21 protein-coding genes are annotated in these 24439 nt (G+C 43.7%); 16 read left to right on the top strand and 5 right to left on the bottom strand.

The window, feature by feature from the left end; translation table 11 throughout:
* Positions 1-11 precede the first annotated feature (11 nt).
* The 13 genes from AC0LWT_RS24195 to AC0LWT_RS24135 all read left to right on the top strand — a co-directional run bounded on the left by AC0LWT_RS24195 (position 12) and on the right by AC0LWT_RS24135 (position 13240).
* Positions 12-251 carry a hypothetical protein gene (locus AC0LWT_RS24195; protein WP_474683851.1) on the top strand — a complete coding sequence of 80 codons (240 nt, stop codon included), beginning with the start codon at positions 12-14 and terminating at the stop codon, positions 249-251.
* Between the two features lie 81 nt (positions 252-332).
* The gene (locus AC0LWT_RS24190; RefSeq protein WP_474683850.1) at positions 333-1754 is read left to right on the top strand and encodes a DNA cytosine methyltransferase; all 1422 of its coding nucleotides are present in this window, start codon (positions 333-335) and stop codon (positions 1752-1754) included.
* A 183-nt stretch (positions 1755-1937) separates the two neighbouring features.
* The gene (locus AC0LWT_RS24185) at positions 1938-2171 is read left to right on the top strand and encodes a hypothetical protein (protein ID WP_474683849.1); all 234 of its coding nucleotides are present in this window, start codon (positions 1938-1940) and stop codon (positions 2169-2171) included.
* A gap of 113 nt (positions 2172-2284) precedes the next feature.
* Positions 2285-2686 carry a zinc-ribbon domain-containing protein gene (locus AC0LWT_RS24180; protein WP_474683848.1) on the top strand — a complete coding sequence of 134 codons (402 nt, stop codon included), beginning with the start codon at positions 2285-2287 and terminating at the stop codon, positions 2684-2686.
* Between the two features lie 19 nt (positions 2687-2705).
* On the top strand, positions 2706-2999 hold the full coding sequence (locus AC0LWT_RS24175) for a zinc-ribbon domain-containing protein (RefSeq protein ID WP_474683847.1): 294 nt from the start codon (positions 2706-2708) through the stop codon (positions 2997-2999).
* Between the two features lie 1061 nt (positions 3000-4060).
* A complete protein-coding gene (locus tag AC0LWT_RS24170) occupies positions 4061-5155 on the top strand; it encodes an HNH endonuclease (protein WP_474683846.1) in 1095 nt (364 codons plus the stop codon).
* Between the two features lie 237 nt (positions 5156-5392).
* On the top strand, positions 5393-5725 hold the full coding sequence (locus AC0LWT_RS24165) for a hypothetical protein (RefSeq protein ID WP_474683845.1): 333 nt from the start codon (positions 5393-5395) through the stop codon (positions 5723-5725).
* Positions 5726-6020: 295 nt separating this feature from the next.
* A complete protein-coding gene (locus AC0LWT_RS24160; RefSeq protein ID WP_474683844.1) occupies positions 6021-7580 on the top strand; it encodes a phosphoadenosine phosphosulfate reductase domain-containing protein in 1560 nt (519 codons plus the stop codon).
* 19 nt (positions 7581-7599) lie between these two features.
* Positions 7600-7872, top strand: coding sequence for a hypothetical protein (locus tag AC0LWT_RS24155; RefSeq protein ID WP_474683843.1), 273 nt, complete (start codon positions 7600-7602; stop codon positions 7870-7872).
* Between the two features lie 313 nt (positions 7873-8185).
* Positions 8186-9907 carry an LPD1 domain-containing protein gene (locus tag AC0LWT_RS24150; protein ID WP_474683842.1) on the top strand — a complete coding sequence of 574 codons (1722 nt, stop codon included), beginning with the start codon at positions 8186-8188 and terminating at the stop codon, positions 9905-9907.
* Positions 9908-9963: 56 nt separating this feature from the next.
* Entirely contained in the window at positions 9964-10128 is a 165-nt protein-coding gene (locus AC0LWT_RS24145; RefSeq protein ID WP_474683841.1) for a Spo0E family sporulation regulatory protein-aspartic acid phosphatase, read from the top strand.
* A 1905-nt stretch (positions 10129-12033) separates the two neighbouring features.
* On the top strand, positions 12034-12744 hold the full coding sequence (locus tag AC0LWT_RS24140) for a hypothetical protein (protein ID WP_474683840.1): 711 nt from the start codon (positions 12034-12036) through the stop codon (positions 12742-12744).
* Positions 12745-12880: 136 nt separating this feature from the next.
* Positions 12881-13240, top strand: a complete 360-nt coding sequence (locus tag AC0LWT_RS24135) for a hypothetical protein (protein ID WP_474683839.1) — start codon at positions 12881-12883, stop codon at positions 13238-13240.
* 2304 nt (positions 13241-15544) lie between these two features.
* On the opposite strand, the gene AC0LWT_RS24130 is transcribed toward AC0LWT_RS24135, so the two are convergent.
* Complete coding sequence (locus AC0LWT_RS24130; RefSeq protein WP_474683838.1) at positions 15545-17869, bottom strand: sensor histidine kinase; 2325 nt, start codon at positions 17867-17869, stop codon at positions 15545-15547.
* 73 nt (positions 17870-17942) lie between these two features.
* On the opposite strand from AC0LWT_RS24130, the gene AC0LWT_RS24125 reads away from it, so the two are divergent.
* Positions 17943-18143, top strand: a complete 201-nt coding sequence (locus AC0LWT_RS24125; protein WP_474683837.1) for a hypothetical protein — start codon at positions 17943-17945, stop codon at positions 18141-18143.
* Positions 18144-18311: 168 nt separating this feature from the next.
* Here the strand turns inward: AC0LWT_RS24125 and AC0LWT_RS24120 are convergent, their stop codons facing one another.
* Together AC0LWT_RS24120 and AC0LWT_RS24115 are read right to left on the bottom strand one after the other, a co-directional pair.
* Positions 18312-18635, bottom strand: coding sequence for a helix-turn-helix domain-containing protein (locus AC0LWT_RS24120; protein WP_474683836.1), 324 nt, complete (start codon positions 18633-18635; stop codon positions 18312-18314).
* Positions 18636-19076: 441 nt separating this feature from the next.
* Entirely contained in the window at positions 19077-20168 is a 1092-nt protein-coding gene (locus tag AC0LWT_RS24115; RefSeq protein ID WP_474683835.1) for a DNA-binding protein, read from the bottom strand.
* Between the two features lie 339 nt (positions 20169-20507).
* Between AC0LWT_RS24115 and AC0LWT_RS24110 the strand changes: the two genes are divergently transcribed.
* Complete coding sequence (locus AC0LWT_RS24110; RefSeq protein WP_474683916.1) at positions 20508-21590, top strand: C39 family peptidase; 1083 nt, start codon at positions 20508-20510, stop codon at positions 21588-21590.
* Positions 21591-21642: 52 nt separating this feature from the next.
* On the opposite strand, the gene AC0LWT_RS24105 is transcribed toward AC0LWT_RS24110, so the two are convergent.
* Complete coding sequence (locus AC0LWT_RS24105) at positions 21643-22158, bottom strand: hypothetical protein (RefSeq protein ID WP_474683834.1); 516 nt, start codon at positions 22156-22158, stop codon at positions 21643-21645.
* Between the two features lie 411 nt (positions 22159-22569).
* On the opposite strand from AC0LWT_RS24105, the gene AC0LWT_RS24100 reads away from it, so the two are divergent.
* On the top strand, positions 22570-23145 hold the full coding sequence (locus AC0LWT_RS24100) for a stalk domain-containing protein (protein WP_474683833.1): 576 nt from the start codon (positions 22570-22572) through the stop codon (positions 23143-23145).
* Between the two features lie 133 nt (positions 23146-23278).
* On the opposite strand, the gene AC0LWT_RS24095 is transcribed toward AC0LWT_RS24100, so the two are convergent.
* On the bottom strand, positions 23279-24322 hold the full coding sequence (locus tag AC0LWT_RS24095; RefSeq protein ID WP_474683832.1) for a DnaA N-terminal domain-containing protein: 1044 nt from the start codon (positions 24320-24322) through the stop codon (positions 23279-23281).
* Positions 24323-24439: the final 117 nt, after the last annotated feature.

Genomic DNA, 24439 nt, shown 5'->3' with positions numbered 1-24439 from the left:
GGACGGGTGTGATGTCGAAAGTAATTAGCTTTCAGGATGCCACAGCAGCAAAGGAAGAGGCAAGAAAGCTGGATGCCTTGAAGTCGCATTTTCTCGAGCTGACATCTCAAATGACGCCTTCTCAGATTGCGGACATGTTGGATGCCCTCGAGAACAATGACCTTGAACGATTTCTTGCAATTACCAACCCGATCGTTGTTCGGAAAGTGATTCGAGACATGAATACGTCTCGAAGCGGGTTGGATAGGTAATAAATATACTCCTAACCGGAAGGAGGAAGTCCCTTTGCACGCCATCGGGGGCTTCCCCCGGCCGTGTTTGGGACGTCCCAAATGAATATCTCAAAACTCCTACTTCAAAAGGTTTATACGGTCAGTAGGAAGCACGATGCTCCCCGTCTCTGGCTGCAATCGCTTGTGTGCGAGACCGCGGGGTTTACGCCGGGCTCAGACTTATTTGTCCGTGTGGATGAGAATGAGAAGATGATTCTTATTCAAAATAAGCCTTTTGAGGATAGTGACAGCGTTTATGAAGTTAGCGTTTCTTCGAGGGTGAATCGTAATAGTGGACAGCCGAGGCCACTCGTCGATACTTGCGGCGCCAAATACTCATCCATTTTGTGTGTCCAAGATAAGATCGAGATCAGTGTCTTCCGGCACGATAGCTACTCACAAGTCGTTGTCCGCCCGCTTCGCTATCGCCTTTTCGAGAGCGATACCTTCGATTCTCCTTCAGACGAGCGTATTCGCCTGCTATCGATCTGCGCCGGCGCAGGGCTAGGATCATCCATGTTCGTGGACACGCATTCTTATACGGCCGTTCAGGAGGTCGAGATCGAAGAAGATAGCGCGGAGGTATTGAAGCATAATCTCAGGCATTCGTTTCTCTTCCAAGGGGATTTAAGGGATTGTCATACCGTGGCCAAAGCAAACGTTGCCTTCGTTACGCTCGACTGCGCCGAACATTCGTCTTTGGGGGATGGCGGACAGGGGTACTTCAACAATCTCATTCTCGGCACCTATAAAATTCTGAAGGCTGCTGAGCCGCGCTGCATTTTCTTTGAGAACGTACCCGCATTCTATGAATCTACCAGCTACTCAGATTTGAGAGAACTGCTTACACCCGATTTTCCATACTTGATCGGTCCTATCCAGATCGATAGCTACGACTTCGGTAGCATCGCGCATCGGACCCGATCCTATGCCGTCTACCTTCGTGAGAAAGAGGACTTCGATTTGTTTCGTGTACCAAAGCCGCCAAAGTTTCGTCGGTTCAAATTACGTGAAATTTTGGACCCAAGAGGTACACAGCATGAATGGAAATCGGTGGAAGCATGGTTTGAAAGCTTCTCGTCGAAGGCCGAGAAAGGGAATTCGTGGGCAGAACGGAGTACGGAGAAGACTTTTGTGAAACCAGACTGTATCGAGCTGCAGTGTATCCCGCGGCGATATCGTTCCCAATGCGCCAGCAACTCTTATGTGCTGAACGAGGACGGAACCCAGTGGCGGTTTCTGTCCGTGAATGAACTTCGTCGCATCTTTCATATCCCCGAATGGTTCGAATTCCCGTCACATATTCCGGTCTATCGAATCTACGAGATGATTGGACAATCAATCTGCGGACTCGTCATTCGTGCTTGGGCAAATGAGATCGCTTCGATGTTCTTTAAGCGGTATGCCGGTGTAAGAAAACAACAGGAAGATGTTGGATGGACCCGGGACCAAGACGGCCAAATCGGATTTGTATTCGCGTAGCAGGCAATATAGCTACGGATGAAGGAGTGCATATAGCAAATGGAGCAAATAGCAAAAAAAGAATTATTCGATTCGGTGTTCACGATTGCCTCGAAAGTCAAAGAGTTGCTGGAAACAAAGTACGGCAGCTAATACTACTGATTTCAAGGGAAATGCGGTGAAGCTTCGGACCTTCTTTCACAATTGATGACGGAGCAAGGGATCGAGCATCGAACGGTTAGAGGTTGGATTATTTATGATGATCCGTGCATAAACACGGATCGCGGTTATGAAGAGCATATATGGGTGGAAGTTGGAGAACTATACGTCGATGTGACGCTTTCCCAATTTCAGCCCTTTATGGATGAAGCGATTCCCCGTGTAATTGTTGGGGAGAAACCAAGTTTTCTTGTTTATGATGAACCGGACAGAGAATAATTTTAGAGAAACGGGGAGGGAGACCTCCTCGTTTTTTCTTTTTCAAAGAGTAATTTGTAAAAATTATGGTAAAATAAAAATAGCAATTAATCTCAAATCTACCAGGTGATCTTATGGTACGACTCTCAGAGCCTCAATTCAGGCACATCAAATCAGTGGAGAACACTCCCGCTTCAGTGAATGAAATACTCGAACTCAATCAAATTCTGAAGCGTAAAATCCGTATCGTTTCTGGGTATAGGAGAGCCATAAATCCTAAAAATGGTCTATTTGCCAAGTATCCTTATTTAAAATTGTTCTGGGACTATGAAAAAAATATCGGGTTAAACCCGAATCTTCTCTTCCCTAATTCTGAAATCTATGCTTGGTGGACTTGTAAGTTCAATCACTCCGTTCGGATGAAAGTCAAAAGTCGCATCAAATTTGTAGGCTGTAAAACTTGCGAGAAGATGGTGACTCCAATAAAAGGCTCGCTTCTTGAGCTATACCCAAATCTATGCTCGGTGGACTTGTAAGTTCAATCACTCCGTTCGGATGAAAGTCAAAAGTCGCATCAAATTTGTAGGCTGTAAAACTTGCGAGAAGATGGTGACTCCAATAAAAGGCTCGCTTCTTGAGCTATACCCAAATATCGCGAAGGAATGGGATTATGAGAAAAATTATCCGTTGCTTCCGACCGCAATCAAGCCTTGCAGACGCGAAAAAGTTTGGTGGATTTGTAGTGAGAAAGGGCATAGTTATCCGGCGCCGCCCGACAACCGTGTAAGACTCGGAACCGGCTGTAAACGGTGTGCAAGTAGTAAACCTCGCAGAAAGAGAAAATCATAGTTTTTTTCGATCTGGTTAAATCTCAAGTTTTAAATTCTCTAGCTCCTTCAGAAGTGTTTTCGAATAATAAAGATTTAGACTGAACAATAAAGTATTAGACTGAGATAATAAAGTTGTAGACTGAACGTCAGCGCACCAGCGCTGGCTACGGCAGCCGGCCCGAGCGGCTGCAGCTCGCACCAGCGGAGCAATCTAATACTTTATTATCTAATTTTTTCTCATAACATATCATAATCTTGGGGCAGTCTAAAACTTATTTTTTAAAAGCTGACGATTTTCCGATACAAAAACCGCGGCAAATCTGCAACATTAGTCTAATACTTTATTTTTCATAGACAAGAAGGTAACAAGCAGATTCTTAAAAAATATGGAATTCTCGATGTTGAATAAAAGAAAAATAGATCGGTAATACTGAAGAATATCCAGGCCGGCCGGTAACTGGATCACAAGCACACACATACATCTTGTTCGACTACATACTTGAGGTTGCAATGCGCAGTTATAGCCTTATCTTCGTCTAAGTCACAAGTCAGCATGAGCTTTACCGTGTGTCATAAGTAAAATGGAGTGCGCATCCAAATGAAAGTGGGCCAGCAAGACGTCGCTGGCCTGTTTGTGCTGTCATCAAATGGGCATGAAGGTTACTGGCCGGCGGCGTGATCGGGAGAATGATCCGGAGAACGATAAGGCGACCGGGGACGGCCGGGCTGCTTGCAGGTGAACCCGATGCACTGCGGGAACGCCCATCGATCGCTCTGGGAGTTGACGGGATGGCCATGCAGGAGTAGTATGAACCATCGCGGGGCGGCGGCACTTGCCGATTCCTCCCCGGGAGCGGACAACGAGCTGCAGGAACCCAGCGCGCGCGGGCGTCACCCACCTGATCGTCTCCGGACGGCTGGCGGAAAACATATGAACGAGAGCGACGCCCGCTGGAAACGTACCGGTCAGGAGCTACAATTAATTAATGCATTAATTTAACTTTTATTAATTGTTTCGATTTATTGATATAATCAATAGTATCTAGTCCAGTTCATCTAAGAATGAATGGTGGTGAAAGTATGCTATCACAAGATACTTTAGATCAAAAAGTTTCAACGCGAACATGCAAAATATGTGGTGAGTCAAAATCAATCATAGATTTTTACCACGAAATTGAAGATGGACCTAACAAGGGGACAAAAGCAAAGTTAAAGAAGTATTGTTTGCACTGTAAAGAAATTGTTCGTTCCACTAATCAACCCGTTGACTTAGGCTTAGAAGGACTTGAACCTCATCACAGTTTCTACATTCTTCAAGGTAAAGGAGACAAATACCGTGAAGTCATCGATTACGAAACAGCGCGAAGGTACGTCATTGAAGATGCAGCGCGTGTCGCCTCACCGAATCGAATTGTAAGGTTGTACGATCGGAAGGAATTTCGACGGTTTCTTTTTAATCGTGATGAGGGGCAATGTCATTTCTGCAGTGGACAGGCTGATACCATCAAACGTTTGATTCCCAAGAACCTCGGGGGACTGAAAACTCCGAGAAATTGCGTATGCTGCTGCAAGAATTGTCTTTACAAAGCAAATCGAAAAAAGTCGAATGAAAAATTATATGCAGTCCCTATAAAACGCATGGATGGATCCATAATATCTGCGGTCGAAAATCCAAGTACTGATCAGTTGAATCGAATCCTGGATGTTGATACGGTCCATATTTACTGCGACCATTCCCAAAAACCTAAACAAGCTCTATTTGGTTATGCTAATGTTATGGCAGGGATGGGAAGCATTTTCGTTGATTATGGTAGCTTAGAAACAAAAAGTAATTCCTCTCATTTTCTTGAGTTGAGAAGCCTCATTATGGCTTTAATGAATATTCCTGAAATAATTGCAACACGACCAGTGAAACCCCATAAATATATTATCTATTCTGACATTAATTACATCGAACAAATTGTTACCGGTCGAATAAAACGCTATGAAAGACAGACTGACGATATTTTAACCATCGCAGTAGACATTGAAGATCAATTCGGCATTTCCGTATCATTTGAATATTTAGGGGAGCAATCAACGGTTGGTTTTTATTACTTAGCCCATCGTTATGCAAGATCAGCTATCGGTATCGGGTCAGGGGTTGGTATCATGTTGAAGAATGGTGAGCATTAAACGAAGCGATAACTTCAATTGAATTTACAAACTCTTCTAACTCGATGTATAATAGATTCATTACAAAGCGTAAAAATTTTCACTTCCGTTCATGTGATTCGGAAGTGATGGGGAATGCTAATTTGATTAGCGAATAAAGATTGGGTTTGATATAAGGAGACCAATTGGACATACGGCATACGTGTGTCTTTTTTGCGTCTCCTTTTTTTCATGCCCGCAAACAAGGAGGCAATTCATATGCTAAATGTCCGTTGTCCAAACCGGTTGCCCAAGCAAGTTAAACGACCCGATTTTTATCGGATGCGTGTGACGAAGCCAGGCGATCCGCCGAAGTATCTTTATTCGTCGGAATCGAATGCCCGCTTCGACCTCATCCATCTTTCGTCAAGCCGGACTTATGCTGAATACTATCTACACAGTCCTGGATCGTTATTTGGTTACGATTTCGACGAACAGCTGATGGTCATGAAAGAAGAGGGTGAATGGTTTGCCTACTACGATGGCAGAAAGTTTTGGAATGAACAATTCTTGATTCAGGGAGGTAATAGAGATTATAGAAGAACGATATGAGTATATCGAAAGAAATCATCGGGTTGCAGTGTCTGATCGGTTAAAGAGCTATAACATGCTCGCAACCGATATTTGGGATTACATGGAGTTGGCCGGCTTTTCATTTCATGGCGTGATACGGGACTGGTCCGCCGTATTTTTTCACGGATTGTTCTATGTTCTCCATCACTTCGTCAATGACCAGCCGCAAGAGGATTGTATTCCTCCGGATAGCGGGTTCACTTGGAAGGAGATTTTTCAGCAGGGGTCCGAAGCCGGCGCGCTCTTTTCCTTCTTGGAACGGAGCGGGTTTCGGATGTTCGTTCCGGAGCAAGCAGCGATTGATGCTTTGCTCGATGACGGAGCGGATTGGCATTATCAAAGCCCGAAACACAAGTTTCAGGTGTATGCCTTCCATCCAAGCTGCTCCTTGCTGGTTGAAATCTATCTATTTGAGCAATCCCTCGCCCCTTACGGCGCGCGGAAGGAACCCATGTCATTCCCGAAGGACAGGTGCCAACCTTTTCTTGACTTCGACGTCGAGATCATTGACACGAAACGTGACCGAAGCCGCGTGATCGAAGGAGAAAGCCTGGATATTTTGGAGAAGGTAGACGAGGACCTGCTCGCTGCCACTCGCGCCAGAATAAAGAAAATCTATGATGAACACTCATTGATCGGATTGCTCAATTCAGGTGGAATGGATTCAAGGCTAACCCTGCAGCTCATGATCGAGCATGCGCTGAGAAATCCGGATCCGTCCAAAAAGATTTGGGTAATCAGCGCGGATACGTTGGTCGAGAATCCGGGTGTGAAGGCGATTATTCACGAGATGCGTGATACGCTGAAAGCCAATTTCTCATGGATTGAGTATCACATCGTGGAGCCGAGGGAAGACGATACCCTCCTGGTATGCATTATCGGGAAGGGGTATCAGGCGCCGTCCGTATCCTTCAAGTATTGCGTAAGACGCTTGAAGATCGAGCCGGCACGTGAATTTCTCGAAGCTGTCTTCCTTGAGGAAGGGGCTACCGAAGATACCTGCCTTGTTCTTGGAAGCCGTGAAAATGAGTCAGGAGAACGCAAGCGCAGCATCGTCAAGTTTTTTGGCGAGGATTTCTACGGTTCGCACCCTGTCGCGGGCATCCGGACGGCAAGTCCCATCCGTGATTGGACGCGGCAGGAGGTTGTAACCTACCTTGCATTCAATAAGGCCCCGTGGCGTAAAGGTGCTCGCAATAGCGAGCTTCTTGCTTTTTATAGCGGCGCGGCCGGCAACGAATGCCCCCTTGGAGCTGCCGTTGTCAATGATAACGAAGCTATGATGGCTTGCGGGAAGAATGCTCGCATGGGCTGCTACTTATGTACGATCTCCAATGACAAGAGCATGGGGAACTTGATCAAAACGACTCATCTTGAATGGGAGAAATATTACCAGTTTAGGGCGATTCTCAAAGCCGTTGGACAAGACATCCGTTACGGCGGCATGACGGGCTACCAACGCTTCGGTGGCTCTACAGCCAAAACGAAGCCCGGGAAACTCGGCAATGGGATCGGCGATCTCACCATCGACTGCAGGACGCATCTTTTGCAAGCCATGAAGCGTCTGGACATCGAATGGCGAGAAAGCGAGGTTTTGACAGCGTATCATATGGTGCTGCAGCGCGAGTCGGTGGAAGGTTTTCCAGTTACTGAACGATTCAGGCAAGCGATTTATGCTTTCCTTCCGTTTCAGAGTACAGGATTCCGCAGAATGCTTTGCGATCCCATCTTCGACCCATTCGGAACAGGGATCGATCAATGGACTGCGGAAGACGATGCTGCGATACGACGCATCATGGAAGAGAAAGCAAAATCGCAATTGGATACCGCATAAATAAATTGGAGGTATTTCAATGACTAATCCACAAGATATCAGCCGCATCATCCATAATGAACGGACCCACGCCAAGGAAATGTTTGAGAAAAAGGTTTATTCTCTTGAATTTGCCCTCGGCGTATTAGCCGGCTTGAACACCCTTGCCGGCCATTATCGGCTAACTTCTTTGATGGAAGATATTAAGAATGACGTCGAGTACCTGGGAGCCGGGAACTGGCGGGACGAGAAGATGAAAGAGTTTGGTTTTCATCGTCCTACTTGCACCGACAATCGAAAGGTATGGCGTTAAATTTTGCAGCGGCTTTTGACTGAATAACCCCATCAGGCGGGGATTCTGTTGGAGGCAATAGATATGATCAAGAAGCTGTTTATGAATGTTTTTTTTCATTGCGACGTTGGACTTAGACGAGGAGAAGGATGAAGAACTCAGTATTTCAGACCCTCTAAATCGAAGGCCAAACGGGCCACCTCCGACTTTTTAGGGGATGACTGGGAGACCGCTTAATGCAGCTTTTTTAGAGAAGACCATAGATTTCTCCGGAGGCGGAGCGGATTACATTTAATCCCCCGCCTGCGGCGGGGGAATTATGGAGGTAATAAAGATGGCAGAACAACTTTCTTTTTCACTTTTTGATTATTTCCCTTCTTTGAATGTGGCTGTAGTTGATCCACCTGTAAATGTCCTGGCGACCGCTCAGGCGCCGGAAACAGGTGCGGGCAGGAAAACCTACGCTTACGATTGCGGAGAGGAGCTACTAGGCGCTAGAAAGCATCTGGCGGCTGTCAAGTTCTCTGTCGAATGGCAGAAAGCTATTGAGGAAGACCCTAAGCAAGCATTTGAGTTGGTTTGCAAAAACGAGCTGTTAGGCGAGTTTAAGCCGGAGCAGCTCCGTGAAGAAGGGTTTTCTTCTCAGGCTGCCTATGCCATTAAACTGATTTGGGATCGGGTTTGCCAGCGACCGGGAGACGACCCGCAGCAGCGGGAGTATTTCATCAAAGCCGTCGGGGAGCTGCGATCCAGACTTGCGGAGGCCGCGACAGAAGATTTACTACGTGCTGCCATAAGCAATCTCAAAGAGGATATGTATAAGGCACGATATTCGACTTACGAACACAAATTGAAGAAAGAACCGGAATTGCTTCAATACCGATTTTGGCTATCTCTCGGCGATCGCTTTCGGTCGATCTTCTTTAGCAAAGGAAGAGGTTATCCCGACTATCACAAGATTTTCTCGAAAGCATTTGATTCGGAAGAGGGGAAAGACTGGCGGTGGGCCGAAGGCAAGAAGCGGGAAGGCAATTCAACCCGGAAAGAAAATATCGAGCGTTGGGAACGGAAGGTACCCGAGGAAGTGGTCCGCCAATCACAGGAGCCATCAGGCGTAAACAAACCGGAGGATTTGATCGAACACTACGGTTTTAGGGGAGTGCAGTTTGGTAACTGGGTCGAGGATGCTGCCGGCCGTTATCACGTGCTTTGCTGCGGCAATGCACTTGCTGATCTGACAAAAATCCTGGGACTTCCGAGAAAAGCTGCCTCGTTGTATGGAAGAACGGGGATGGCTTTCGGCGCGCGGGGCTCAGGACCTTTCGCAGCCCATTACGAAGCGAACACTAACGTCTACAATCTCACTAAGATGAAGGGCGGAGGCTGCCTCGTACATGAGTGGGCTCACGGACTGGACTGGAACCTTTTCTCATTCTCTCATAACTTCTCTAATGGGAGGCTGGTTGCTCTTTCCGGGAACGCACCTGGTAGCTTCTTGCCTAGTAACGTTGCCAGAGCATTCAAAGAGTTGATGAAGGAAATTAAAGAGGGTGAAGGACGACTTCGTATTGTCGTTCCGGATCCTCTGCTGCGTGAGACTGGTAGCTATGTTTCGGGGGTTGTGAACTATCTGGAACGGTTCAATTATGACGTAAATGCTGCGTTACTTGGACTGAAAGGTAGCAACTACCGAATTAGCTTGAGGCAATTTAAGGATATTGGCATCATGTATTGCAACATCTTAGAAAGGGAAGGTATGGAGGTTCCTACCGAATTCTTTGTTCCCACCGATGAGAGCAACTTTCTTCTCGATGCTAAAACACGTGGTCCGTATTGGAAACGGGATCACGAGTTGTTTGCTCGAGCGTTCGAAGCCTGGATTGAAGACGAACTTGCCAATCGGGGGATGACCAATACGTATCTTGTGTGCGGTACCCAATATGGCGGTCCTTATCCACAAGGAGATGAACGCGAGTCGATCAACGAAGCCTTTCGCCGTTGGTGGAAGGCACTTTCCGACTCGGGCATTCTCCATGAAGACCGGTTATGGAAGTAAGGGGTTGACGTTTTCCTATGTTGACAATTACATTCTCTAATGGAGGTTATTCACAAGTGAATAAGGCGAAGGATATCGAACAGGCGATTGAAAAGAAAAGAGAGGAGCTTAACCAGGCAGGTAATAAATACGATCTTCGTTCCGAAGTGATGTTGAGATTATCGCAGGAATTAGATGATCTCTTGAATATATACAGTAAGATCAAGCGTGCAGCCGGTTAGTTGGCTGCACGTTTTTTTTATTGGAACGGTTCTAATAACGAAATTGTATCTAATATATATACATATTAATAATATACTTAATTATTTAAATACTTAGTGGTGCATTTTTGCACCCCCAGGGCGTCCGATATGCAGGGAGGGTAATACCCCTGCATATTCAAGGGGGGAGGGGTGCAAAATGCAGGGGTGGAATTTCTTGTGGATATCTAGTTATGCACAAGAAAATATAGGGGTGCAAAATGCAGGGAGGGAGTTGAATAGCACCCCCCTGCAAAACGCAGGATGGTGGGGTGCATATTGCAGGGCCATTACTGACTGTGAAAATAAAGTAGAGTGAAGCTGTAGACTGAGAGGATAATGTCTTAGACTGACTGAATTGGCTTGCCAAAGCAGAAACAAATCTTCAATCATTAGGATGTCGAGCGATTTCGGAACCGTTACACGCTTGCTGCGTTTGCGTTCTCCTGACTCATTTTCACGGCTTCCAAGAACAAGGCAGGTATCCTCAGTAGCCCCTTCCTCAAGGAAGACAGCTTCGAGAAATTCACGTGCCGGCTCAATCTTCAAGCGTCTTACGCAGTACTTGAAGGATACCGATGGTGCCTGATGTGGTGAGATGATTCTGAACGCGCATACCAGGAACAAGATCCGACGCATGGGGTGGCATGCGGCACTCGATCGAAACTCCACACGACGATGGCGATGTTGCTTCCGAATAGCTAAGCTTAGCCGGCCCTGAACCAATGAACTGACGCTTTACGCATCAGGAACGAGAAACGACGTATGACGCCGATGTCAGCAAATAAAAAAGTCTTAGACTGAATAATAAAGTATTAGACCGTGATAATAGAGTTGTAGACTGGAATAATAATGTTTTAGACTTGAGGGCAAGCCAGGCGTTGCGGTAGGATGGCTGCGCTGCAGTTCGCGCTTCGGGTTCTTTCGGCGCGGGGATCCGCGCAAAGACAGCGTGCCGGTGACGGCTGCGGTCAGGGCGGCTGCGCTACATCTAACACTCCTGGTTCTTCCGGCTGCGATCCGCGCATAGGCGGCGCGCCGGTGACGGCAGCGACCGGGCAGCTACGCCGCAGCTCACACTCCTGGTTCTTCCGGCTGCGATCCGCGCACGAGGCGGCGCGCCGGTGACGGCAACGGCTGGGCAGCTGCGCCGCAGCTCACACTCCTGATTCTTCCGGCTGCGATCCGCGCATGGGCGGCGCGCCGGTGACGGCAGCGGCCGGGCAGCTACGCCGCAGCTCACACTCCTGGTTCTTCCGGCTGCGATCCGCGCACGAGGCGGCGCGCCGGTGACGGCAACGGCTGGGCAGCTGCGCCGCAGCTCACACTCCTGATTCTTCCGGCTGCGATCCGCGCATGGGCGGCGCGCCGGTGACGGCAGCGGCCGGGCGGCTGAGCTGCAGCTCGCTCTTTAGGTTCTTTCAGCGTGGGATCCGCGCAAAGGCGGCGCGCCCGGCGACGGCGGCAACCGGGTCGCTCTGCTGAGTCTAATACTTTATTTTCTGGTTTCCTCTTTTGACGCATCTTAATCGCGGGTCCAGTCTAAAACTTATTTTCGTTTGCTAACGATTTTGAAACCAAAAAAACGCGTCAAATCGAGAGTTACAGTCTAATACTTTTTTTCGAACACTAGTTCGATATGAGAACAAATTTCTGATAAATCGGCACGCTGGATGTTAACATAAAGTTAAACATAGTAAATAATACCCATATATTTACATCGTTTCCTGTGCTAATATATTTCCTGGGAGTAGGAGATTGCCCAATATGTGGCAGTGTAACTCAACGCACAAAATTTACTCACAGATTTTGATGCAATTCAAAGTTGAGTGTGGCATGCAGAGAAACTTTCTTTTAGGAAAAAACTAAAAATCGGAGGCGTTATCGATGAAATCGATCAAGCAAAAATTCTTCGCGGTTTTCTTGCTCATGATTATAACTATATTCGGAGCAAGTTCTGCTTTCGCATCTTCTGTAGCTGTTGATGCTTTGCCTGCAGGTGGCAAATCAGCATCTATTACTGCAAAAAGTGTTCCTGATGTTATAACGCTTACGATATATTCTGATCCTGGAGCAGCCAATGGTGGTAGCTCCGGTGGAGATGATTCTACTGCATTTGGCAACCACGCTTTTATTACGGTCACAAATGATACTACCTCAAATATCCAAGTTGGAAATTTATCGGCTATTACTCCACATACAACAGTTTCTGTTGGGACATGGGGAAACAAACCCGAACACAAAGGTGTATGGTACAACCTAGAAGAAAAGTTTGTTTCCCAGGGTTTTTATTCAAGTAGAGTATCTTTGAGTATGGAAATCACACCCAGCCAACTTAATACTGTGAATTCTATTATTCTCAACAACGATTCTTGGAGCACTTTAAGTAATTGTTCTACTTTCGCAGCTAAAGCATGGAACTCAGTAGCTACTTCATCTTCAAAAGTCAGTGCAGGAGGTATCAATACACCAAAGAATTTAGCGGATTCCATTAAGAGCAAAAGTTTCTATGTTACTGGCAGATCTGTTCCCTGGGATTATAAAATTTATTATGCCCAAGGCACAGGAACACCGATTTTAAGTCAGACTATGAACTAACTAGATTAAATAAATACCTCTTCATTGGTGGTAAGTTAATTGGTGAAATCAATTATCCCCAGTGGAGAGGTTTACTTTAATTTTATATGAAATCCCGTAGAATAGTATTCGTTTAGCAGAAAGGCGGTAAACAACAATGAAAAAAAGTTCTATAGGAATCATAATTCTAGTAGTAGTCGTAATAGGGGTGATTGCAATTCGGATGCTAACAACAACAGTTAGTCCTCAAAGCATCATGATTTCAGAAATAAATATAACCAGCGATTTAATCACAATGAAGGGTGATTTCGCCGCAAGTGCTGTTGATTATAAGGGCTACAAAACTGATTATAAAGACGGAAAATTATATGTGATAATCAAAGGGAGTTCAATAAATTTAACTAGGGCAAACGGTGCATTCAATATTTCAATTCCAAATAAATATGGGAAAATAGACGAAGTATATTTACAAGGAAACTCTGTATCGGATGTTCGGCTCATATGGCCTCAAAAATAAATCTTATTGAACATTGCAACACTCAAAAAGAAATCACTACACAAACGGACGACTAGAATCGGCGATCGAGAATGGCATGGATCGAGGAGCAAGCACGCTAGAATCCGAACAACAGGGCAAGTAGTCCGGAAACTGCTGCTGACCATCGCCTGCGAACATACTATAAAGCAGCGTTGGCCAGCTACTTGGTATCCACCGATCGGGAACGGAAAATGTGTGCTAGGTAGCCGAACGGCAACTCATCAGTTCAGGTCCGGACACCCGAGGACATTCGAATACAGCAGTTGTCCATTTGCGTACAGACTACCGAATCGATCGCAGTGGCACCGCCAGTCCAGTTGTCGGATCTTTTTCCCTGGAGATCACCGGTTCAGGGCTGGACGGCGTGTCATCGAAAAAAGTTGCCGGCCAACTGCGTGCGGACTGCTGGTTGAGTGTGGCGCAGCCAGTCGTCGTCTTGTTACCGGAATGAATGCATCAGATGTCAGTTCGGGGCCATCGGATCAGCAACCGGCTGGCGACATCGGATTTGCCGATCAAACGCGACAGCCCGGCGTCAGAGACGTCGGATTATGTTCCTGGATGTGAGTAGTGCTGGCGGATGGGTTCAGATCACACGTGCACAAACATCAAGAAGCAGTGGTTGGCAAGTGAACGCGTTGCTAGCTAGCTACGCTTTGAGACTCAACGCAGGCAGGGCATAGGTTCGTCAAGTACACCGAGATCTAAACCAATTCACCAGAAGACGTGGAGCGACATGTGGGGCTCACGGTTAGACGAACAAAATCTATGTTATAAAGGTGTGATGAATAAAGGCGATGAAGAATATCTACTTCCCAAATTACTTAGAAAACGATAGTTTCCCCCTGGAGCACTGTCTTGGACATGTCCAGGCAGACATAACTGGAATTTATGTGGTATTTGAAAAAAATCATGTATTCTATGTCGGTATGTCAATACATATAGAAAAACGTATTTCAAATATCGAGACACAACATCATCAACTACCAGCTATTTTAAAGAAACATCCAAACGCACGTGTACGGATCTTTGAACTCCCATGGTGGAAGTTGTCTGGGGGAGATCCAACTAGATTTGAAGTCGAGAATGGTCTGCGTTGCTTTGAAAGCAAAGCGATTCTACATTATAAGCCAATCTACAATCGGACCTTCTAGATGGCTGGAAATTCTAATTGCTTTCCTCTAAAAGGCTGCTCTATTGAGAGCGGTCTTTTTTGTAGTTCCGTTTGCAAGATTCGGGCCGCGTATTTGCCGTCTGGCGCGCCGATCGCACCAGTGGGCCTTCGCAGGGAGATAACCAAGAGCACGCGTACTGCAACTGCACAAGACCGGCTTCCGAAGTCATCGGGACACCTCCGGAACTGCGCCTGGCGTTGGCTAGGGACATCGATTCGGAAGCAACTATCAGAAGAAAGTAAAATATTTAGACTGAAAAAATAAAGTATTAGGAAAATAAAGTTGTAGACTGGCGCGCCAACGGCGGTCAGCTCGAGAAGCTGCCGCTCTCGCTCCTGGTTTCTTCCGGATGCGATCCGTGTACGGGGCGGCGCGCCCGGCGACGGCGGCGACCGGGTCGCTCTGCGGAGTCTAATACTATATTTTCTGGTCTTTGTCTTTTTACGCAGCTTAATCTCTGGTCCAGTCTGCAGGGAAAAACCAGAAGATGCGGCGTTCGGACTGCCGATCGAGCTTTGAAGCGTACCACAGGGCTACAGGCATATTCCGGGATACGTGCATCTGCAGATCACCAGTTCATAGAGGGGCCATCCAGAAGCCAACAGCCAGAGTTTCAACTTTCGGATTGGACGTAGGAAGTACCGCTGCCAAGCGTCGAAACTGCAGAAGCCGCAGCCCGTCCGGGAACGGAATAGGATGGAGCTGGCCAGGGGGCATCAATCTGGACAGCCATTGAACGAGATATTACCACGGCCGCGATAGCTCCCAACAACTGCAACTTTACGCTACTGGTTCTCTCCTGACACGTCCGGTGTTCCCGGAAGCACTAGGAGTGCAGTAATCGACGCATGTCGGCGCAACCGGCGACAGGACGCGGCCGGCGCTGCGATCGACACATGCCTGCGACGTCGTGCTGCTCCGAGAAGCAGCAGGCACTCCAAATTTCTCTGAATCTGTTCCGTCACCGTGATCGGCGGACGCCGATAGGATGTAATTCGTGGTAAAGTGTGACCTTCGACCATGAAGTGTTCTCTCGCTCTTTGTCTGCAATAAATGCTTTAAACAGCAGCGACAACAATATGATGCATATGCTGCCTGTTTTCCTGATTCATGCAGATTTAACCTCCTCGTTTGGTATCATAATAACAAATTTTGTTCCGAGTCCTTTCTGCGTGATGATCTCCAATTGTCCGCCCGCATGCAAGATTCTGCTCCTCATTTGTTCGATTCCGAGTCCCGATGAGTCAATCTCCCTCCGACGCACCTTGTTGTCTTCAAACCCCACACCGTCATCTTCATAAATCAGACAAAAGTTTTTGTTAGATTCCGTTATACGGAAAGTGACTTTGGAAGCTTGGGAGTGCTTTTTTGCATTGTTGAGCAGCTCTTGAGCGATTCGGAAAATATGCCGCTTCGTGGTCAAATCTTTGGTTTCAATGGCAGAAGCATGTTCGGCAGTAAAATCAAGTTCAAAGGGGGCGGCAAAAGCCTCCTTCTCCATGTACATCGTCAGCGTTTGGATCAAACCGACATCTTTTAGCAAATGGGGACTTAACTCAAAACAGCTTTGGCGCAAACTGGCATTGATCATTTCCACAAAATTAATCATATTGCCGAGCTGTTCCCGATCTTCTTCGGGCGTAGCATGCTTTTCCACCAGAGTGATTAACTTTCTTTTCAGAAAGAATAAGTCCTGCATCGTCGTATCATGAAGATCGGCAGCAATCCGACTCCGTTCCTCCTCCTGCAATTCGAACATGATTTTACGGAACCATTGGATGTCTTGTGCCGTTTCTTCTTGGGGAAGTTGGGAAGCCAATTGCTGCAGCCTCGCGGTCAGCTTGCGGACCAAGTGGACATTCTCCAAGCTAACCTCCAAATAGGAGGTAATCAAGCGCAGCCATTGGATTTCTTCGCTTCCAAGCAGCGTATTCGCTTTTTTGCGTGTCATGACCAAATAACTCGTATATTCTTCATGGTCATTCATCTCTATGCAGGTATAAAGCGGGTGATTGGGCATAGATGACGAGTTGACAAGCTGCCGAACTGCCGCAGTATTAATATCTCCCTCGCTAATAATTTCGGTATCGTCCTTATACCGGAACACAATGGCTCCCCCCATCACCTGAAGCGTATCCACGATATCGACAAGTATAATATCTTTCAATTCACGGAAACTGGAAATGGCTCCAAGGTTTTTGGAAATTTTCTTCAAAGCTGTTTGCAAGACGTATTTTCTCGGGAACAAAAATGGTTCAAACCGTGTTGTCCAATATTCCGCCGCGTAGAGCACCCATGTAATAATAATCAAGGAACTAATGAAAATGAATAAAATTTGTTTATCATCCACAACTTGGCTGAATAAGAATACATATGACCCCGTAAGCAGGCTGACTGGAACGATAGCCAGCAAGCCGGCGAACAAAATCCGCCGAATAATATTACCAAAATCATACAACTGGTTGGAAGCGATCAAGTATGCAAAAGAGATGGGAAAAAATAAAATAATCCAGCTTGTGTACACAGCATCAATAATCCAATACCCAACAATTACTTTTGGAAGAAAAGAGAGGCATGTCACAGGTAAAAATGAAACCAACAATGATAACCAAACGCTCTTAATGATGCTTGAAACGTAGGATTGTTGTTTCTTAACTTTGACATACAAGAAAGTTAAAACGCACATATTGAAAATGAAACCAATAATGAAAAAGCCCAAGGTAACTGAACCATTATAACGATAAATCGTATATGTCAAGGAAGGATAGAAGGACAATAGTCTAAATAAAAATCCTGTAATAGGAATTAAATATAGATATTTAAACTTTATTTCCGGAAATTTCAAATCTCCTTTTTCCTTAAAAAAGACCACTAGAAAATGAAAAAAAACAATTGGCAACGCCGTCATAAAGCTAGTAATTGCTATCTTCCCTATGATATCTCCCCGCACGGAAGCACCCAGGCTTATATAAATGATGGAAATGGTTAGAAATACAGCCGCGAGTAGCCTCGCTGATTGGGAACGGTTCATTTTTCTAAAGAGCATTACACCCATGAACAAACATACAGATCCCTCTACGAGCGGAATTATGTCATAAATGGTGGTACTATTGACGTTTAGGTTGATTTCGTATTCATGCCCGTCTCTTGAAATCAATAACGTATGAGCTTGTTCAATGGTTTGCCATTTTTGAACGAATGGTGATTCGTCGGGATACTTTCCATCAACTTGCTTGACAATATCTCCGATCTTTAAGTCAAGCTTAGCGCTGGCACCTTCCCGATCCACATCCATAATCACCCATTGTTGTTGTGGAGTCACCTTCAGAAAAATCCCAATATAAGGGTAATGGAATGTAATGAACGAGCACCAAATTTGTAAGACGACAAAAATCGACACGACCAGCCCTAAAAAATACTTTTTTCTCATCATAACCATCCTCCGTGTTTCATTTATTTGTTATTATACTTATGTAGTACAATTGTCCGGGAAGGGGGTGATCTCTATGCCTACAATCCAGCTAACCCCCCATTTAAATCGGGCCGTACATATGTTGAAAAGCGCCGAGGTGCGCAAAAATGAAATTCCTCCAATAGCTGAACTATCTTTGTCGAAAGAAGAATCTTCCGCACTGAGGAATACTTTCAATCGTTCTGCAGCAAGTAGGAAGAAAGACCTGTCAGAAGTTAGTATCAATTGGGATTGATTCTTCAAGTAATATTTTACCAGACGAAAGAAGGATTGTAATTAGCCGCGGCTAATCATGCAATTTTTTTGTTGTCACTCTCGCGTAGATCGCAACGCGAAACGACAACTAGAAGCCTCCCCTCGGGGATACGAAAAAGAGCCTCAGCTATTGGAGGCTCTTTTTCACTTATTTGAACAATTGTTGTAATACAATGACTGCTCTTTTCAAGTCCTCGTCACTTTTCCCATCCAGGATATTTACGGCTTCCAAAAATTTTTTATTGTGATTAGGAAGTCCATGATAATCAAATAGTTCTCTAAAATCAACATCAAGTGCTTCGGAAATCTTTTCCAATGTATTCAAGGTAATATTTTGTTCGCCGCGTTCAACGAATCCGATGTAAGAATGTTGCGTATTTACTAATTCTGCAAGCTGCTCTTGGGTAATGCCTTTTAATTTTCTAACCGATCTGATTTTTGCTCCAACGGATTTTAACACAGAACTATCCACATTATTCACGCCCCTTCTTGAAGTTTAAACTGGTTGTCGTAGCGTAATAAGAGTGACAAAAATTCAAAACATGATAAAATGGAATATATAATATCAATTTTGGATTCTCAATGATGGATTTATTATAAAAGGAGCTAACAGTTAGTATATGTCAAAAATGGATATTATATTTTTTATTGTATGGATTATTTTGGCAATTATCGGGTTTGCAAGCATAGAATATCCGAGATTGAAAGAAAAGAAAAAAGAAGAAGTTGATAAAAAATAGCCAATCAAAATCCGCTCTACTATAAGAGTGAATTTGATTGGCTATGATAAAGTCGTATTCTGTCGGATCGGTAATCCTTTCAGCCACCGGAGCCGTCATATATAAGGGGCCGATATATTGGAGGGTTCTTTGGAACTTCTTTGTTTGTTGCATTTTCGGCATGAACTACAGTGTTAGTTATTCCTATTACTGTTACTAGAACCAGCAGCAACTTCTTCATTGAAAGCACCTCCCATGATTTTTGAAAATTTTTCTTCTTGCTCTTTGGATGCATGTTGCCTGTTCTTCCAGTAGAGTGAAGTGCAACGAATAAAGTCAAGATCATTGTTATGAGAAACAGCATAAGACAGACAAAGAAGAGCTAAGTCTATTCCTACGCTGACATAACCTTTTCTACAAAAATAAATAGCTTTTTGATAGTTAAATTGTATGTAATGGCTTTTCCAAACAGGATTCTCGGAGTCTTTATATTGTTCAATCTCTTCCGAAAATCTATCCAAAATATGTTCAACATCAAAATTGTGTTTATTCGCTGATTCAACTACAGCTCTCATACCAGTTATAAGTATGGAAGAAGAATTTGAGGCAATGAAGTCTGCATATTCGTTATATACATCTTTGCCGAGAAATAAATCTATTGTATACATGTTTCCTTTTGCAAAAACGCCAAATTTTTCAACTTCTTTTCTGCCATCATCATCCAATACTTCGAACCAGCTTAAATCGGCATATGATTGTACATACTTTTTAGCTTCTTCATAATTCCCGGCTAGACTTAGAGACAGCCCTTTTAATAAAAAACCTTGTCCATAATAAACAACTAAAGGTCTTTCTGTCTCCAATGTTTTTGATCCGTTCATTCCTGTTAACATGCTGTAGACATACATCGCGCATGTTCTTAATTCATCTGCATATTGGCCGACCTCATTCCACTTTTGCAAAGTACAGCAGGTTTGCGATATCTTCAGAAGGGCATCTAATTGGATATTGTCTGGCAAATTTTTTATGAAAGGACTGAATTGTTGAATTGCTTTCCAATCTTCTTCAGAACCATTTCCCAGGGAAGCAAGAAAGATTCGATATTGAGCAATGCTCACTTTTTCTGACAATCGAATCTGCTCCTGATCGCAGAAATACTTAAAATAACGAATAGACTCCTTTCTTCTACCTTGTTTAAATAACGTTTCGGCCTGGTCAAATAAGATAGATGGAGTTTCAGCGTCATCCAAACAGGAGTCAAGTTCATCTTTTGCATCCTCCAGCATAGAAAAATCCCCTTTGCATTAATTACTATCATTTCAAATTTAAACCATAATACAAAAGAAATTTACCATATATTTCTATGGTGGTCAATAAAGAATTATCCAATGGTTAATTTTATATTTCGATGTTCAATTCGCTCATTTTGTTAAGTTCATCTAATTGCTCTTATAACTATATGAAATTGTAGAATAATGTAGAATTTGATAGGAAATGGTTCATTGTGCTCATTACAATATATGGAATAACATGGTATTATATGGAACGAAAAGTTTTGATGGCCACAAAATTTTTCTAGAGATTTTAACCAAATTAACTGTAAATTAGGAGGAAGTAGATTGAAAATGAAAAAAACAATATCCTCGGTTTTAGTAGCAGCACTTCTTTTAACTGCAACTTCTTCTGCATTTGCAAAATCGGAAGACGTAGTTACTGTAAATGTTGCCCAGAAAGATGCTCAGAGTTTCCTTAATGAATCTAAAGAAGTTTATGAGGACTGGAAGAATATTGGAGTTTTACAAATTGGTAAAGAAATAACACTTTATGATTTTGACGGTAATGTTACTTCATATTTATTTCCAGTCACAGATGGAACACTAGAACATGGTTATATTATTGAGAGTGCCATCCCTTCTCATCCAGGATTTTTACAGGCCACAACAAAAGGAAGTCATCCATATAAAAATATTGAGTCAAATAAAGCAATTTATGTAGGGCCATCTGCGTTTTTTTCTAAGATAGATAAAGATAATTTCACTGATCTGAGAATAAATAAAAAAATAAAAAGAAAAGATTTGAAGTCAAAGGGATCTTATACGAAAGAAGGTTTTTCTGAAACTGATGCTAAAAATGCAACAATTAATATCAATTACCAAGCACAGGCTCTAACCGCTACAGTATCTTCATCAAAAACAATTGTTGGAGTTCCGTACATAAAATGGGATTCCGCTATAGGATGTTCACCAACTGCTGCGGCAATGATTGCAGGATACTGGGGTAGTCAGTACAAGTCTAAATACGGGAAGTTGTTAAAAAGTGAAGATGGTAACACATCCTGGAGTAACATTGAGGTTGCGAAATCTATGAGTCAGCTAATGCATACCACAAATTCTCAAACACAACCTTTGTGGATTAAAATGGGTTCTGAAGCCTATTGGAGTAAACGAGGGTATAGTCTTGACGCCTCGTCCCCAGCTAATGGGTTTTCAAATTATAAAACAGAAATTGATGCCGAAAGACCAACTATTATTAATTACGCTAATGAAGATCCAACATACGGTGCACATTCTGTAGCTGGTATTGGTTATCAAGTAATGAGCGATGGAAAAACAAATGCAATCATTCACGACGAATACGTTGATAATGTTGTTATTTATTCATTTAGTTCTAATGTTTGGGGTATAAACAAACAAGTACCATTGAATTAATCATAAAAAAGATAGTGCTTACTATTTACTAAGCACTATCTTTTTTATGATTTTACTTATTGATAAAATTTATATTTTTATCTATAGACGAAACACACACAGTCACACTATTGTTCGATTCATCTAAACCAGTAATGAAATAAAATACAGGATTCTTAATATCTTCAGGCGCCTGTTTCTTTTCATCATCGTTCAGTATTCTAACATTAAATTCTTCATTTACATGCTTCAGCTTATACTTTTCATATGCCACAATCTTAGCTTGATCCGCGCTTACTTTTAATTTCCCAAAAATAGGACCTCCAATAAGGACTGTCTTACTTTCGGGATCATAATCAATAGGTATATCTGAATTTTCTGCTATAAAGCGTACCGGTGAGTATATATGTCCTTTATAGTACAGAGAAGTATATTCCTTATCCATCTCCTCATTTTTAATTTCAGAAGAACCGAATTTGTAATTAACAGGAAAGAAAAGTATCTCATCTTTACCTTGTGATGCCACTACAACAGCAGTAAAAGAAAAAAACACAAACACAATGCATATTAAACTTAATATTTTTTTCATAAGTACCATCTCCTCTTTTTCAAACATGTAACACAATTATATATGTTAATTTTTCCCAAGTCAACGCAGCAGAACTGTAGCCCACCGAAAGATGCGGACGTAAACAGCTGCTTTCCTTCATGCTGATGATCGCTAGTGAGCCGTGTCGGAAGTCCATGATTCGCCGCGACCCTTCGAAGCCAGTCAAATTGGTTCCGGAAGAAAAGGTAAGCCCAAGACAGATGACAGACAAATCGCAATATACTTCCTCCAGAACAAATGGGGATACTGAATCTGAGAATAGAACAATTACTATACTGTTTGAAACTCAGGACACTGATAACGCAGTAAATATCGATTTTAATTTGAAACAATAATTGTAAGAATAAACCGTCGAAAATAACGATAAAGATGAAATAAGGAGTTGATACTTTGAAAAAAATAATAATTGGAATGCTAATTGGATCGTCATTGACCATGGCTACGGCTGTAACGGCTTCAAGCAACATTCAAGCACTCTTATTTCCAGTTAAGTTCAAAATCAATGATCAATCCAAAGAAGTCGGGAGTGAGTATGCTACTCTCAATTATGAAGGTCATGTTTACGTTCCCATTCGTTTTGTTGCTGAAAGCTTAGGAGCTGGTGTTGGCTATAACGGAGAATCAAAAGAAGTCATTGTCAAACAAGGGCAGCCAGATATTGTTGACCCAAATCCTAATTCAAAAGATCTTATGCAGGTGGGGAATCTAATACTTGTTAAAGAAGGCAATCAAACCAAAGTTTCAGGGGTTTTCAAAATACCAAGACAGGCACAGATCGGTGCTAACTTGGCATTTTTGAATGATAAGGGGGAGCAATTAGGTTTTGTTATGTTTAATGATACTTATGAAGCAGGGACGCATAGCTTCGAGTTACTAGGGGATGGGGATTTCGTGAATTATTCCTCTGTTAAATTTCACATAGGTTACTTTAATGGTATCCGAGATGGAGGTCCCGTACCAAAGTAATTAGCAGGATGCCAGGGTGCGTTCAGTCGCTGGGGGTGCATATGGTGATCCGTACCTTATCAACTCAACCAAAAAGAACCTTGCGACGATACTTAGGATACCAAACGCAATAAAACCACTTAACTTTGTGGTTTCATTGCGTTTTATTTTCCTCTGCTCGGTAAGGGGCACTGATCGTTATCGTTTCGATGGTAAGGCCGGATAATTGCTCTAGCTGCGTTTCATAATAAGACTCCCGAATAATCTGAACATACCTGTTTTCAATCCAATCTTTTGCAAAAGAGTTGGCGGCATATACCGTCATATGCTGACCGACCATTTTACATAATGAACTTTTGAACCATGTTTCGATAGACGGACCCGAGATTTTTTTTATAAGTGACCTGACGATGCCATCCCAGATCCGTTTATCGTCTTCGGTAATTTCGCTTGTTAGCTTTTCCTTACGGATAGCATTGTATTGTTCCAGTTCATACGGCGATAATTTCTTCGGAGCCGTCTTATATCCGCTATCGATGATTTTTTTCATTTCCTCGGAGTAGTCATAGTTTTTTGGCAGCTCAACTTCCGAGTTTATATGACCTGCAATGAGCCGGAGAAAATCATCATGCTTTTTTTGCCTCTCTTGAGAGAGCCGATTGACTTGTTCTTCGGAAAGGTAAGGGATTGTTTTTCGTAAAATAAAGTATGTACTTTTGTTTGAGCCTTTCGCTTTGTCCGCACGCCAAAAGCGATAAACGAAATGGTGATTCTCTAAAATTTCGATTTGACGCTTCAGGGCCCGTTCATCTTTGCCCGTCAGTTCTTCGAGCGTTTTCATAGATGGCCATACTTTACGCTTGGTTTCCCCATGTTCGTCACGTTCAAAATCATGACGCATGAGTAGGATTAGGAGATACGCTGCAGAATCCCCGAGAATGCATCCCCAGTAATCCAGGATGTAATTTGGAACAACGGTCTGGCCGTTGATTAGTACGTGAATAGGCAAACCGAAGCGATCCAGATTAAAGTTGTTTACCTGAGCCTCAGTAAAATAAACTTTGGTAAGCTCGGGTTCTAAATATTGTTGTTCTTGGGGCTGACCGTCCAGACCCTTAATCTTTCGTTTTCGCGGAAGGTACTGGCCGGAGGGCTCATAGCGATAATATAAAGTACTGTCGTCTTTCGAACCGGTCATACAAAAAAATCTCTCCTTTACCTGCCCCACCCAAAATAGGCAATAGTTAAGAGAGACTAGGGTCTTCACTTTTTGAAGCCGTTGTGATAAAATAAAACCACAAATGCTTATTGGAAG

The organism is Paenibacillus sp. sgz302164, from assembly GCF_056120505.1.
The sequence above is the reverse complement of the archived record's forward strand: the minus strand, read 5'-3'. Positions and strand labels throughout refer to the sequence as shown.